7 protein-coding genes and 1 riboswitch are annotated in these 16,216 nt (G+C 31.6%); of the genes, 6 read left to right on the top strand and 1 reads right to left on the bottom strand.

From position 1 onward, the window contains the following. Positions 1-12 precede the first annotated feature (12 nt). Both HGI79_RS05260 and HGI79_RS05255 read left to right on the top strand, forming a co-directional pair. A complete protein-coding gene (locus HGI79_RS05260; protein WP_185649612.1) occupies positions 13-162 on the top strand; it encodes a hypothetical protein in 150 nt (49 codons plus the stop codon). 102 nt (positions 163-264) lie between these two features. Further along, the gene (locus HGI79_RS05255; RefSeq protein ID WP_185649611.1) at positions 265-1,833 is read left to right on the top strand and encodes a recombinase family protein; all 1,569 of its coding nucleotides are present in this window, start codon (positions 265-267) and stop codon (positions 1,831-1,833) included. Between the two features lie 32 nt (positions 1,834-1,865). On the opposite strand, the gene HGI79_RS05250 is transcribed toward HGI79_RS05255, so the two are convergent. After that, complete coding sequence (locus HGI79_RS05250) at positions 1,866-2,162, bottom strand: ATPase (protein WP_185649610.1); 297 nt, start codon at positions 2,160-2,162, stop codon at positions 1,866-1,868. A gap of 393 nt (positions 2,163-2,555) precedes the next feature. On the opposite strand from HGI79_RS05250, the gene HGI79_RS05245 reads away from it, so the two are divergent. The 4 genes from HGI79_RS05245 (at position 2,556) to HGI79_RS05230 (ending at position 15,853) form a co-directional block, all read left to right on the top strand. Then, the gene (locus tag HGI79_RS05245) at positions 2,556-3,857 is read left to right on the top strand and encodes a M18 family aminopeptidase (RefSeq protein WP_185649609.1); all 1,302 of its coding nucleotides are present in this window, start codon (positions 2,556-2,558) and stop codon (positions 3,855-3,857) included. A 334-nt stretch (positions 3,858-4,191) separates the two neighbouring features. Further along, positions 4,192-4,387, top strand: a riboswitch (Lysine riboswitch). Between the two features lie 173 nt (positions 4,388-4,560). Beyond that, a complete protein-coding gene (locus HGI79_RS05240; RefSeq protein WP_185649608.1) occupies positions 4,561-5,763 on the top strand; it encodes an aspartate kinase in 1,203 nt (400 codons plus the stop codon). A gap of 24 nt (positions 5,764-5,787) precedes the next feature. Next, entirely contained in the window at positions 5,788-7,086 is a 1,299-nt protein-coding gene (gene lysA, locus HGI79_RS05235; protein WP_185649607.1) for a diaminopimelate decarboxylase, read from the top strand. Positions 7,087-7,210: 124 nt separating this feature from the next. Further along, entirely contained in the window at positions 7,211-15,853 is an 8,643-nt protein-coding gene (locus tag HGI79_RS05230; protein ID WP_185649606.1) for a GH36-type glycosyl hydrolase domain-containing protein, read from the top strand. The last annotated feature ends 363 nt before the right edge of the window (positions 15,854-16,216 follow it).

Below are 16,216 nucleotides of genomic sequence, written 5' to 3'. Positions count from 1 at the left end.
GGGGGTATGTTTATGTGTAAAAAAGAAATGAAAATTATGGTAATTGAAAAATTCAAAAATGAAGATGTAGATAAGAGAAAAGAAACTTTAGAGAAATTATTTTATAACCTAATAAAAAATAGAGAAGAAAGCTGTGATATAGTCTCTGCAGTGGAAACTTAACTTATACGACCGAATATGTTGCCAAACTTCAGCACCATATTCCTACGTATAATTTAAGTTTCTAGTTTAGAACGCTATAAATCTAGTGAGGTGTATATTAAGGTGAGCAAGGTAGCAATTTATTGTAGATTAAGCGATGAGGATAAGAATAAGAAAAGCTCTATTGATGATAGTGAGAGTATACAAAATCAAAAAAACTTGTTGATGAAATATGCACTGGAAAAGGGTTGGAATATCTATAAAATATATAGCGATGATGATTATTCTGGGCTTGATGCGGAAAGACCTGAATTTAATTCTATGCTGAGGGATGCGAGAGAAGGAAAATTTAATATTATACTTTGCAAGACACAATCAAGGTTTACAAGAGATATGGAATTGGTAGAAAAGTATCTTCATAATAAGTTTTTGCAATGGGGTATTAGATTTGTAACAGCAGTAGATGGAGTGGATACACTAGATAAACACAATAAAAAATCACGTCAAATTAATGGACTTGTTAACGAGTGGTACTGTGAGGATATTTCTGAATCTATTAAAGCTGTATTCCGAATGAAACAGAATACTGGGAAGTTTATAGGATCATTTTCTTCCTATGGATATATAAAGGATCCTAAGGACAAAAATAAACTAATTGTTGATGAGGAAGCTGCCCAGGTAGTAAGATTAATATTCAATTTATATATTGAAGGAAATGGAACACAGCACATAGCTAGTATTTTAAATAAAAGAAATATACCTAATCCAACAAAGTACAAACAAATGAAGGGCTTTAAGTATAAAAATAATTATTCAGAAAATCATTATGGTTTTTGGAATAAGACAACTGTAAAGCGTATTTTAAAAAACCAATTATATATTGGTAATATGGTACAGCACAAGTGTAAAAAGATAAGTTGCAAATCTAAAAAAATAAAAATTCTTAGACCGGATGAATGGATTACTGTGGAGGATACTCATGTACCTATAATTGATAAAAAGACCTTTAATATGGTTCAGGACAGGATAAATTCTAATGTTAGAAGTACTAGGAATGGTATAACTCATATTCTAGCAGGAAAAGTTAAGTGCTTAGACTGCAAAAGTAACATGGCTAAGAACAGTACCAGTAAGAAGTATAGTTATTTAAGGTGTAGACTTTATTTATTGGATTCTAGGAAAAAACTTTGTACAAGTCATTCCATAAGACTTGAAAAGTTAGAACAAATTGTTTTACAAAGGATGAGAACACATATAAACCTACTTTGTGATAGTGATAAATTGGCTGAAATGTTATTGAAGGAACAGCAGCTAGAAGTGAGATTACAGTACTTAAATAAGCAATTGAGAAGCATGGAAAAAGAAATAGTATCTAGAATTGAAGCCTTGAAAAATACCTATTTAGATAAGATAAAGGGATTGATATCAGAAGATGAATTTAGTGAATTTAACTCTGTATTTTTGAAAGAAAAAGAGAATTTTGTGGTAAAAAAAGAAAACTTGCAGAAAATAATCGATGAACTAAAGAAGAAAAGTCTCTCAGTTGAGCAGTACAAAGGTATAGTGGAAGAATATAAGAAATTTTCAATCATTACTCACTCTATGGTAAATGAACTAATTGATTATATAGAAATTGGCGAGAAAAATAAAGAAACATCAGAACAGGAAATAATAATTTATTGGAATTTTTGATCATACATTCTACCTTAATTCTTAATTTGTCTTTAAGATAACCTTACATGTGTTAAAGTACCATCTAATAATGCTAAGTTTAAGTCATTAATAACTATACTATTTATATAATCACTGTTAAATGAACAATGGTGGTACTCAACATCATATCCTTTAGAAGAAAATAGTTCTCCTGCATTTTCTAATAAACGAGATTTATTTCCAGCTAAGCCTCCGCTGACAAAGATTTTTTTTGTAAGGGACTCATTAGTTATAATATATTGATAAAAAGAATAGAAGCCGTAAGAAGTGTTACCACTTGGAAAGAAATTTCTAATCTTACCCTTCATAAACACACACTCCTTATTTATTACAATCATTATATGATATGCAGGAGTGTGTATTTTTGTATATACTTTTTTAAGATTTTTAAGGGTTTATGTAAAATCTCTATGAATTGTTATTACAGCATTAAGGTTAACAACTATTCCGATTATGCCACTTAAGTATCCATAAGACTGCCTAATATTTTCATCAGAAATGTTTTCGTAATTCTTAACAAAATTTTTACTAAAAACTTTGAAATCATTTAAAAGCACCTTTTGTAAAATATTTTAGTGTTGTGAAAAGTATATTAGTATTATAACATAACGTAGTATCTTTTTATTATTAAGAAAGTGAAATTTTGGTATACTTATATAGATAACCATGCCCGAAATTTAACTTAAAATGGAGGAGTAAGTATGAATGAAGAATTAGCAATGGCACAGGAGTTAATAGATTTTATTTATAAAAGCCCAACAGCTTTTCATGCTGTTGAATCTGTAAAAAGTATAATATTAGGTGAAGGCTTTATTGAGTTGAAGGAAGGAGAACGCTGGAGTTTAAAAAAAGGCGGAAAATATTTTGTAGTAAAAAATCAATCAGCTTTAATTGCTTTTGTGGTGGGAAAGGGTGAGTTATCACAAAATGGTTTTAGAATAATTGGAGCACACACGGATTCACCTGGCTTTAGAGTAAAGCCAAATCCAGATATGGAAGTAGAGGGAGCTTATATAAAATTAAATACTGAGGTCTATGGAGGGCCTATAATAAATACATGGCTGGATAGACCGTTGTCCATAGCGGGAAGAGTTACAATAAAGAGTAAGGATCCTTTTCATCCACAAATAAAGTTTATAAACATAAACAGACCACTTTTGATAATACCTAATTTGGCAATACACATGAATAGAAGCGTAAATTCCGGAGTTGAACTTAACAAACAAAAAGACATACTACCGTTACTCTCATTAGTAAACGAAAACTTTGAAAAAGGAAAATATTTAATTAAAACTATAGCACAAGAACTATATGTGGAAGAGAGTGACATACTAGATTTTGATCTGTTTCTATATGAATTTGAAAAAGGAAGTATCATGGGACTTAATGATGAGTTTATATCAAGTGGAAGACTAGATGACTTATCAATAGTATATTCAGGAATAAAGGCTTTAGTTGGAGCTGAAGCTGCAGAAAGTACTAATGTCATGGTATGCTTTGATAACGAAGAAGTTGGAAGTACTACAAAACAAGGAGCGGATTCACCTTTCTTATCAAGCACACTGGAGCGAATTATTTTAAGTGAAAGTACTAACAAAGAGGATTATTATAGAGCAATATCTAACTCATTTATGATTTCTGCTGATCTAGGTCATGCCCTTCACCCGAACTATGGAGAAAAGAGTGATCCTGTTAATAGACCTATAATTAATAAGGGACCAATAATTAAAGTAAGTGCAAGTCAAAGTTATACTTCTGACAGTGTTTCTAGTGCTATATATAGGAGTATCTGTGAAAGAGCGGGAGTTCCGGTACAAATCTTTGTAAATCGTTCTGATGAAAGAGGGGGATCTACTATTGGGCCTATATCTTCTAGTCATGTAAATATAAATTCAGTTGATATGGGAATGGCTATTCTGTCTATGCACTCTATTAGGGAGCTATGCGGAGTTAAGGATTATGTATACTCACTAAAATCTTTTAGCGAATTTTATAGAGCATAAGAGTGCTGAATATAAATAAACGCGCCCGAAATTTAACTTATACTCCGGGATATATTACCATGTTTCGTCACGTTAAATATTTTTAATTAGTCTAAAGTTCAAATTTGAGAAAAATCTAAGAACTTTGATAAACTCGCTATGCTCAAACATATCTAAAGTTCTAAGATTTTTTCTCAAATTTTCACTAGACTAATAAAAAAATATTTAAATGTGACTTCAACATTAGTAATATATCCCTACGTATAAGTTAAATTTAAGCTGCGGTTATCTATAAATAAATGTTGAAATGACTATGCATTTATGATAAACTAAAAATAATTTAATAGAGGATACTACCTAGGGTAGAGGTGCTGTAATTAATAGTACTTGTTTTTAGTCGGCGGACTGTGAGGAGCAAGGAAAGGAATTATAGCCGAAGAGAGTAGTTTGGCGAAACTACTGTCTGGCTTTGCATATAATATATGTAAGGTTGTCACTTAAGTACATATATAAAATCTTTGATTTTATAATGAGTGCTTGCTTTTCTTAAATTATAAAGAGAAGTTTCGTTACTGATTTATTTGAATTATTAACGAAGGTGGAGAGCTACAAAGGTACACGACGTTGCGTATGTAATTTTTTGTGCAGCAGAGGTGTTCCTTTGCTGCACTTATGTTTTATAAGAATATGTTTCTAAATATATGAAATTTTTAGGAGTGATATTATGGCAGTTATAGTCCAAAAATATGGTGGAAGTTCTGTTGGAAATATAGATAAAATAAAAATGGTAGCTGATACTGTTATAAAAAGGAAGCTTGCAGGAGATAGTATTGTAGTTGTAGTTTCTGCTATGGGAGATACTACGGATGATTTGATAGATATGGCTAATAAAATTACTGACAATCCTGATAAAAGAGAGTTAGATGCCCTTCTATCTACTGGAGAAATGATATCAAGTGCATTACTGGCTATGGCTATTAAGAGCTTAGGTCACGACGCAGTAAGCTATACAGCATACCAAATTGGAATAAAAACTACTGGACAATATGGTAAATCATTAATCGAAAGCATAGATGGAAAAAATATAAAGAAGAGTTTAAGTGAAGGGAAAATTGTTATAGTGGCTGGTTTTCAAGGAATTAACCATGAAGGAAACATTACAACTTTAGGAAGAGGTGGCTCTGATACTACGGCTGTTGCTATAGCTGTAAATCTTCATGGGGTGTGTGAAATATATACAGATGTTGATGGAATATATAGCGTTGATCCACGAAAATATAAAGAAGCAAAAAAGTTAGAACAAATAGATTATGAAGAAATGTTAGAGTTATCAAGTCTTGGAGCACAGGTAATGCATTCCAGATCTATTGAACTTGCACAAAAATATAACATACCAATATATGTTGGATTAAGTAATAGTGATACTAAAGGAACCGTTATTAGGGGGGTAGATAATATGAATATGGAAGGTAAACCAGTAACAGGGTTAGCAACAAGCGATGAAGATGTAGCTATAACAATAAAGGATATTCCGAATAACATAAACACACTTTCAAATTTATTCGAAAGTGTTGCAAGTAAGAGAATTAATATAGATATGATTAGCCAAACAGCACCAATAAATAATAAAGTTAATTTATCCTTTACTATTCCAAAAATTGATTTAAATGAAGGTCTACAAATTGTAAAAAAATATTGTAAAGATACAGAGCAAATAGCTATTGATGAAGATATAACAAAGTTTTCAATAGTAGGAATTGGAATGAAAACTACTTCAGGGGTGGCAGCAAGAATGTTTAAGCTGTTTAGTGAAAATGAAATACAGGTAAAAATGGTTACTACTTCTGAAATTAGAATTACCTGTGCCATTAAACAGGAAGATAAATTAAAAGCAATAAATATAGTAGCCAATGAATTCAATCTATAGTATTTTTTAAGGAGGAAATCTAGCATGAGAACAACCGGAAGTATGGAAATTAAAAATAATACCCTGTATGTAGGGGGAGTAAGCACAGTAGATTTAGCAAAGGAATTTGGAACACCACTGTATGTAATGGACGAAGAATTAATAAGAGATCAATGTAGAAGATATTATAAGGCTTTTAGAGTAGAAGAGGGTGTTAACAGAGTTGCGTATGCAGGAAAAGCATTTTTAACTTTAGCTATGTGCCAAGTTATCAATGACGAAGGTTTATGCCTTGATGTTGTTTCAGGAGGAGAACTATATACAGCTTGGAAAAGTGGTTTCCCAATGGATAAAGTATATTTTCATGGTAATAATAAAACTCTAGATGAAATGGAGATGGGAATAAATCTTCAAGTAGGAAGATTTGTAGTAGATAATTTTTATGAAATAGAAAAGATAAATGCTATTGCAAAAGAAAAGGGTATTAAACAAAAAATATTACTTAGAATAACACCTGGTATAGAAGCTCATACTCATGACTATATAAAAACAGGTCAAATAGATTCGAAGTTTGGATTTACTGTGTTAAATAATAATACTACAGATGCAGTAAAAAAAGCCTTAGAACTGACAAATATTGAACTAATGGGACTTCATTGCCATATAGGATCTCAAATATTTGAAACTCAGCCTTATGAAGATGAAGTAGAAATAATGCTTTCTATAGTAAAAAGTATTAAAGATGAAACAGGATATGATGTAAAAGAATTGGATTTAGGTGGAGGCTTTGGTATATATTACAAAGAAGGGGATTCGCCTAAAAAGCTAGAAGATTTTTGTAAAATTATACTAGATAAAGCTGAAGTAGTAGCGAAAGAACTTAATATAAAATTGCCTTCACTTGCTATAGAACCAGGAAGATCTATAGTTGGTAATGCTGGAATTACTCTATATACTGTAGGGTCTATAAAAGATATTCCAGATGTTAGAAAATATGTATCTGTAGATGGTGGTATGACTGATAACATAAGACCAGCATTATATAATGCTGAATATGAATGTATTATAGCTAACAAAGTTGAGGACAACTCTAGAGAGGTTGTCACTATATCAGGAAAGTGTTGCGAATCTGGAGATATTTTATTAACGGATGTGCAATTACCAGAAGCTAAAAGTGGAGATATATTAGCAGTACTAGCTACAGGAGCATATGGATACTCTATGTCAAACAACTATAATAAGATACCTAAAGCTGCTGTAGCTATGGTGAAAGAAGGAAAAGCCACTTTAATCTGTAGAAGACAGACTTTTGAAGAAGTTATAGAAAATGAAATATTAATATAATAAAAATACGCTGTGTAGAGTTTTCTGCACAGCGTATTTTTATTATATTAATATTTATATTTTCCTTTATAGTGGGAATAATAATCTAAGCACGAATTCTTTTTACATGAAAGGATGGATTTTTATGCTTTATATTATATTATTGGCACTAATTATATTGATAGCGGCTGTCTATATAATACCTAATAGAAACGAAAGAGATGAAGAAAACATAATGGAGGAAGTTCCAAGCTTAAAAATAAATAAGGAGGAACTCAAAAAGCATGCTATTGAGATATCTAATTATTCTAAGGTAACTAAAAGAACAAATTGCAGGAGGATGTTAATAAAAAGTTTAGATTCCAGTTACAGAAAAATACTTGATGGTTATGACTACCTAGATATAGAAGCTAAAAATAAAAATGAAGTTATTCAAGCTGCGGATTGGCTTCTAGATAATCTTTATTTAATCCAAAAGGAGTATAAGGATATAAGACACAACATGCCAGAGGAGTATTATAAGAAGCTTCCTGTCATAAGTAAAGGTAGCATGAAGTGTTATCCAAGAGTATATTATTTAGCTGTACAATTGGTAGCACACACTGATGGTAAAATTGATGAAGAAACTATAGAAACTTTTATAAATTCATACCAGAGTAATACTGTGCTTACAAGTGGGGAATTATGGGCCCTTCCTGCAATGATTAAAATAGCGCTAATACAAAATATAAGTAAAATAACAGATAGGATAGTCTTTATTCAAAAGGAAAGAAAAAAAGGAGACAGCATCGCAGAAAGAATTATAGATGCTTCCATTAATGAAAAAATAGAGGATGAAATTAAAAAACTATCTGCAGAGCAAATAACTTTTACTCCTAAGCTTATTGAAAGGTTATTGAAAGTAATAAGAGATAATGGAGTAGAAAATCCTATAGTTTATAAGTGGATAGATGAACTATTAGATAGTCAAGAAACTAGTGCAGAAAAAATAATTATTGTGGAACATCAGAAAGAAATATCATACCAAGCATCTATAGGAAACTCAATTAACAGTATTAGAGAAGTTGAGGCTATAAATTGGAGGGATAGCTTTGAAAAATTAAGTTATGTAGAAAATATCTTAAGAAAAGATCCACTACATATATATGAAGAAATGGATTTTCAATCTAGGGATTATTACAGACATTATATAGAAAGACTATCTAGAAAGATAAATATGCCAGAATCTTTTATAGCAAAAAAAGCTATTGAATGTGCAGAAGATGCTATGAATAACCATAGCTTAGAAGAATATAAGAAACATGTGGGATATTATATTGTTGACTATGGAGTACAGTGTTTAAAAAATAAGATAAAGTTTGATGAAGCTGGAATAAATACTATAGACAGTAAAGCTAGAAGTAAAAATGTTAGCTTTTATATAGGGAGTATACTTTTAGGAACAATAGTTTTAACTGCAGCAATAGTAAGCATAAGTTTCTACTATGATACAGCTCCTGTAATATGGAAATATATTATAGCAGCATTAATTATTTTAATACCTTGTAGTGAAATAATTGTATCTACCTTTAATTGGAATATAAGTAAAATTGTGAAACCTAGGTATATTCCAAAGATTGAATTTAAAGGTAGAATTCCAGAGGAGTTCAGCACCATAGTTATAATACCTACACTATTAGATGCAGAATTAAGAGTTAAGAATCTGATAAATGATTTAGAGGTTTATTATTTAGCAAACAAAGAAGAAAATTTGTATTTCGCGTTATTGGGAGATTTTAAAGATAGTGATAAAGAACATGAGGAAGAAGATGACACCATAGTGAAAACAGCCCTAGGTTTAGTAAAAAAATTAAATGAAAAGTATAGCAGTAGTGGAGAGGATATATTTTATTTCTTCAATAGATATAGACAATATAATTCTAAAGAAGGTATTTGGCTTGGCTGGGAAAGAAAGAGGGGTAAGCTTGTTGAGTTCAATAATCTAATTAGAGGAGACAAAGATACAAGTTACAATGTAATTAGTGGAGATATAAATAATTTATCTAAAGTTAAATATATTATAACTTTAGATGCAGATACACAGCTGCCAAGGGATAGTGCAAAAAAATTAGTTGGTGCTATGGCTCATGTACTAAACAGACCTTATGTAGATAACGCAAAGAAAAAGGTGATTAGAGGGCATGGACTAATGCAGCCAAGAGTCAGTGTAGGAAGCTTAAGCGCTAATAAAACTTTATTCTCTAGAATATTTTCTGGAGAAACAGGAATGGATTTATATACTAGTGCTGTATCCGATGTATACGAAGATTTATTTGATGAGGGTATTTTTACAGGTAAAGGAATATATGATGTAGATGTATTTATTAGTATACTTAAGGATGAAATTCCTGAAAATTCAGTATTAAGTCATGATCTACTAGAAGGATCATATACTAGAGCTGCATTAGTTACAGATATTGAATTAGTGGATGGATACCCAGCTTATTATAATTCAAGTTCAAAAAGACTACACAGATGGGTTAGGGGAGATTGGCAATTACTTCCTTGGTTATTTAGAAAGAGCCCATTGAATAGTTTATCTAAGTGGAAAATAGTAGATAACATGAGAAGAAGTCTTTTAGCGCCATCTATTATAATCTTAGTAATAGTATCATTGATTATATTTGAAAACCCAGATGAATGGCTTATAGTTGCCTTTATTGCATTACTGTGTCCCATATTTTTTGACGTATCGGAAATTGTAGTATCACCAATCAGAGGAATAAGTTTATCGGGAAAAATTAGCAGCTGGAAGATTGCTGTTGAACAGTTTTTTTTAATATTTTGTTTTTTACCTTATCAAGCATATCTGATGCTTGATGCTATTGTCAGAACTTTGTATCGATTATTTATTAGTAAAAAACATCTCTTGCAATGGCAAACAGCGGCAGATGTAGAAGCAAATTCAGGGCGAAAATTAAAAGATTTTTTAGCCTCTATGTGGATTGGCAGCTTAATAAGTGTATTTATAATATTTATGGCTCTAAGAAATTCTGAAGAGACTGTGATACTAATGCTTCCATCTTGTGTAATATGGTTTTTAAGTCCATGGATTGCTTATAACATAAGCAGACATATAAAAGATGTGAAAGAAGACATAGACAGTGAACAGAAAACGCTGCTAAGAAGATTATGTAGGAAGACTTGGGCATATTTTGAGGATTTTGTAGCACAAGAAAATAATTGGCTTGCACCAGATAACTATCAAGAAGATCCTAGCAATGGTATTGCAACTAGAACTTCTCCTACTAATATGGGTATGGGTATTACTTCTAACTTGGTAGCCTTTGACCTAGGTTATATAGGTATTTTAGAGTTAGTGGAAAGAATTGATACTATAATTAATAACATGGAATCCTTAGAGAAATATAGCGGGCATTATTATAATTGGTATGACACTAAAACAAAACAGCCACTTTATCCTAGATATATATCTACAGTAGATAGCGGAAACTTAGTTGGATATTTGTGGCTTACTAATCAGTCTTTAAAGGAGTACTTAACTACACCTATATTTAATAAAAATCTAGCACTAGGATTATTAGATACCTTAAAACTAGCAAAAGAAGAGTTATCAGATATAGATGATTTAAATAATTACTATGGACAAATAACAGATGAAATCAATAGTGAGAAATTTAATGCTGTTTCATGGAAGGAATTTTTGCATGAATTATGGGCAGTGGTTATAAGATTAGAAGAAGCTGGTAAAACAAAGAAGCTATATTGGAATACTAAGCTTAGAGAAGATATAGGAAAATATTTAAAAGAAATGAAATTAATATTTCCGTGGCTTGATTTAATAACAGAGAAAACTAGTGATGAACCACATATTATGAATAAATTTAACAACATAAGCTCCAATATATCTTTGATTAATTTTTCTGATAACGTTGATGAACTAGAACTTCAATTAAATGAACTATATAAAAGTTCAAATGAAAATGAACCTTGGATAGGAGAACTAAAGCAACTATTTGTGACTAGTAAGAGAGAAGTAAATAGTTTAATAAAGAAAATAGAAAAGCTGAGAGAAATATTGGATAACATATCTAATAATACTAATTTTAAAATGCTTTACAATTATAAGAGACAGCTTTTTTCTATAGGGTATGACGTAGAAAGAGATAGTCTAGGTAACAGCTACTATGATTTATTGGCATCAGAGTCAAGGCAAGCTAGTTTTGTTTCCATTGCTAAAGGGGAGATAGAGCAATCTCACTGGTTTAGACTAGGGAGAGCTATGACCGCTATTGGAAAGAATAAGAGCTTAGTATCTTGGAGCGGTACAATGTTCGAGTATTTTATGCCTCTTATAATTATGAGAAACTACTCTAACACCTTGTTAGAAAAAACCTATATATCAGTAGTTGAAGGCCAAAAGAAATATTGTAAAAATAGAAATGTCCCATGGGGAATATCTGAATCAGCATTCTACTATTTTGATGTTAACTCTAATTATCAGTATAAGGCCTTTGGAGTTCCTGGATTAGGACTTAAGAGAGGGCTGGTTAACGAATTAGTAATATCTCCATATTCTACTATTATGGCACTTCAAATTGAATTACAAGGTGCTATAAATAACATTAAAAAGCTTATAGATATTGGAATGGAAGGAAGATATGGATTTTATGAAGCTATAGATTATACTAAAGAAAGACTTGCTAAAGGAAGAGAAGCGGAAATAGTAAAATGTTTTATGGTTCATCATGAGGGAATGAGTCTAATGGCCTTAGATAACGTATTAAACAATAATGTTCTTCAGGAGAGATTTCATAAAATTCCTGCTGTGAAGGCAACGGAACTATTGCTTCAGGAAAGAGTTCCTAAGGCTATTATTTATGATAGGGAGCAACAGTATGATAGCCGTGAAGTTACAAATAAAAATCAAAGCTTAGTTGTGAGACCATATGATACAGCCAATACAGAAATGCCAGAATGTCAACTGATATCAAATGGTGCTTATTCATTAATGATAACTAACAGTGGTGGTGGATATGCGAAAAAAGATGACATGATGGTCTATAGGTGGAGAGAGGATGTAACTACAGATAATACAGGGATGTTTTTTTATATAAAGAACTTAAATTCAAATGAATACTGGAGTTCAACCTACGAACCTTGCAAGTACGAAGGAGAAGAATATGAAGCTATATTTTCCCTTGACAAAGTAGAGTTCAAAAGAAAAGATGGTAATTTAAGAACAAATACAGAAATAACAGTATCTAATGAAGATAATGCTGAGGTTAGAACAATTAGTATAACAAATAACAGTGATTATACAAGAGAAATTGAAATTACCAGCTATTGTGAGGTAACCTTAGCTCCATATAATGCAGATTTAGTGCATCCTACTTTTGGTAATTTATTTATCAAAACTGAATATTTAGAGGAATTAGATTGTGTTATTGCCAATAGAAGACCGAGAGCCAAAGGGCAGAAAAGGCCTTGGATTATGCAAACTGTAGCAGTAGAAGGAACTGCTATTGGAAAAACACAATGCGAAACTAATAGAGCAAATTTTATAGGCAGAGGGAGAACTTTATCAAATCCCCTGGCTATGGATAATGATGCACAATTAAAAATGACTGTAGGAGCAGTTTTAGATCCTATAATAAGTATGAGAGTTAGGGTGACAATAGGAAAAGGTGAAACTTGTAGAGTAGCTTATACTACAGCTGTAGCAGATTCAAAAGAGGAAATAATTGATATTGCAAAAAAATACAAAGACCTGGGTAATGTAGATAGAGCCTTTGATTTAACTTGGTCGGCAACACAGCTTGAATTAAGCTATCTAGGCATAAAATCAACACAAGCAAATATGTATCAATCAATGGCATCGAAAATTTTATTTCTTAATACCTCATTAAAGAAAAGACATGAATATATTACAAATTTAAGTAAAGGACAGTCGGCTTTATGGACCTATGGTATTTCTGGAGATGTTCCTATAGTACTACTAATAATAAAAGAGGAGCATCATGTAGATTTAGTAAGGCAACTGATTAATGCCCATGAGTATTGGAGTACAAAGGGGTTAAAGGTAGATCTAGTTGTAGTTAATTTACAAGAAAATTCATATATACAATCACTTCAGGATGCTGTAAGAGACTTAATAAGCTCAAGCCATGCAAGAGATAAGCAAAATAAGTCTGGAGGAATCTTCTTACACAATAGAGCTACTATAGTTGAAGAGGATATAAACCTGCTAATTGCTATTTCTAGACTTGTAATATACGGGGATAAAGGTATGTTAAAGTCACAAATTAAAGATGAAGAGGAAAACACAGAAAGCACTATAGAACTTTTACCTGTAGAAAGTAAGGAATATAGTTTTGTATCACATAAATTTACACTTCCTCACTTGCACTATTTTAATGGCATAGGTGGTTTTGATGAAGCAAGTAATTCATACATTATATTATTAAAGGATTATGAAAATACACCTGCTCCTTGGATAAATGTAATTTCTAACGGAAATTTTGGTTTTCATGTTTCAGAGAATGGTGTTGCATATACTTGGAACAAAAATAGTAGAGAAAACAAGTTAACAACCTGGTCAAATGATCCTGTAATAGATAATGAAGGTGAAAGTGTATATATAAGAGACGAAATTACAGGAAGTATATGGAGTATATCACCTAAACCTATAAGGAATAAGGGAGAGTATTTCATAGAACATGGATTTGGATACTCAACCTTTAAACATGAAGAGTATGGAATACTGGGCGAAATGACTATGTTTGCTGATATTAATGAAAGTGTGAAAGTTTGCAGAATAAAACTTAAAAATAACACACAACTTGAAAGAAAATTGTCCATAAGTTATTATGCTAAATTGGTACTTGGAGTAACTCATGAACAAACAGCCCAATACATTTTTACAGGTTTTAATAGTGAGAAAGAATATATATATGCTAGAAATCCCTATAGCGAACATTTTGGAAAATTGATTTGTTATATGAAGGCATTAGGTGGAGATGAGTTATCTTTTACTGGAGACAGAAAAGAGTTTATTGGTAGAGGAGGAAGTGTAGAGGAACCAAAATCACTTAAACAAATTAAGCTTTCTAATAAGGTTGGAGCTGGATATGATCCTTGTATTGCAGAAAATGTTAAGGTTACTGTAGCTGCTAATGGAGAAAAAGAAATTACAGTATTGTTTGGTCAAGAAGAAAGTTTTGAAAATATTCACAAGGTTATAGAAAAGTACAGTATAGAAAATAAGGCTGAGGAAGAATTAAATAAATGTAAAGCTTACTGGAAGAAGATGCTTAATACAATACATGTAGAAACTCCAGATAAGTCTATGGATCTAATACTTAATGGATGGCTTATGTATCAGGTTATATCCTGCAGATTCTGGGCTAGAACTGCCTTTTATCAATCAGGAGGTGCTTATGGCTTTAGAGATCAGCTGCAAGATGTAATGGCTGTAAGCTATCTTAATTCCAATATAACTAGAGAGCATATTATATATAGTGCATCTAAACAATATTTACAAGGAGATGTGCAGCACTGGTGGCATCCTGTAGTAGAAAGTGGTATTAGAACAAGATTCTCTGATGATTTATTGTGGTTACCTTACGTCACTATAGATTATATAAAAAATACAGGGGATTATAGCATTTTAGAAGAAGAGGCCCCATATTTAGAAGATGAAGAATTAAAAGAAGGTGAGGATGAAAGATATAACATATCTAAGGTATCTGATAAAAAAGGAACTATATATGAACACTGTATAAAGGCTATAGAAAAATCATTAAAATTTGGTCCTCATAATATTCCGTTAATGGGCTCTGGAGATTGGAATGATGGTATGAGTACTGTTGGTAACCAGGGTAAAGGAGAGAGTGTATGGCTTGGTTGGTTCTTATATAGTATATTAGATAAATTTATAGATATATGTATGAAAAAACAAGATAAAGATACTGCAGACAAATATAAAGAACTAAAAGATTTCATAAAGGAAAACTTAGAGCATAATGCTTGGGATGGAGGCTGGTATAGAAGAGCCTACTTTGATGATGGAACTCCTCTTGGATCACTGCAAAATGATGAATGTCAAATAGATTCTTTATCACAATCCTGGTCAGTAATATCTGGTGCCGCAAGAGAGTCTAGGAGAAAAGAGGCCATGGAGGCTTTGGAAAGAAATCTTATAAAAGATGACAAGGGAATAGTGCTTTTATTAACTCCAGCCTTTGATAAATCTACCTTAGAGCCAGGATACATCAAGGGATATGTACCAGGTGTAAGAGAAAATGGTGGTCAATACACACATGCGTCTATATGGGTAATATTGGCTATGGCTAAAATGGGGTATAATAATAAGGCCTGGAGAACTTTCCATATGATAAATCCTATAAATCACTCAAAGTCATATTTAAATTCCCAGGTTTATAAGGTAGAGCCCTATGTAATGACTGCAGATGTTTATGCAGTGGAACCTCATACAGGAAGAGGCGGCTGGAGTTGGTATACAGGAGCTGCTGGCTGGATGTATAGAACAGGTATTGAAAGCATACTTGGACTGAAGTTTAAAGGGGAGAAAGGATTTACTGTAGAGCCTTGTGTACCCGATGATTGGAAAAGTTACAATATTTATTATACTAGAGAGCAATGTAAGTATAATATAAATGTTGTTAGAGGAGAAGGCAAAGGAATTTGGCTGGATAACAACAAATTAGAAGATGGAGTAATTCCTATATTGAAGGAAGGTTCACATGAGGTTAAAGTGGTTATATAAAATTGTAAGGTTCATGGATGGAAATTTAACTTATACTCCGGAACATGTTGTCACACTTCAGCACGTTAAAAACTTTTAATCAGTCTAAAGTTCGTGTTTAAGAAAATCTAAGAACCTTATATAAACTCGCTGCGCTCAAACATATATAAGGTTCTAAGATTTTCTAAAACACTTCACTAAGACTGATAAAAAAGTTTTTAAATGTGCTTTCAGTTTTGACAACATATTCCTACGTATAAGTTAAATTTCTAGCTTTGTCCACTATATAGAACTGGAACTTTTAAATTTAAAAGTGTGAAAAATTAAAAATATAAAATAAGAAGGAATATTTTAACTTATGCAGAATAATTATAAGTGTAGAAT

Source organism: Clostridium sp. DJ247 (assembly GCF_014231265.1).
This window is presented reverse-complemented; position numbering and strand designations above follow the sequence as displayed.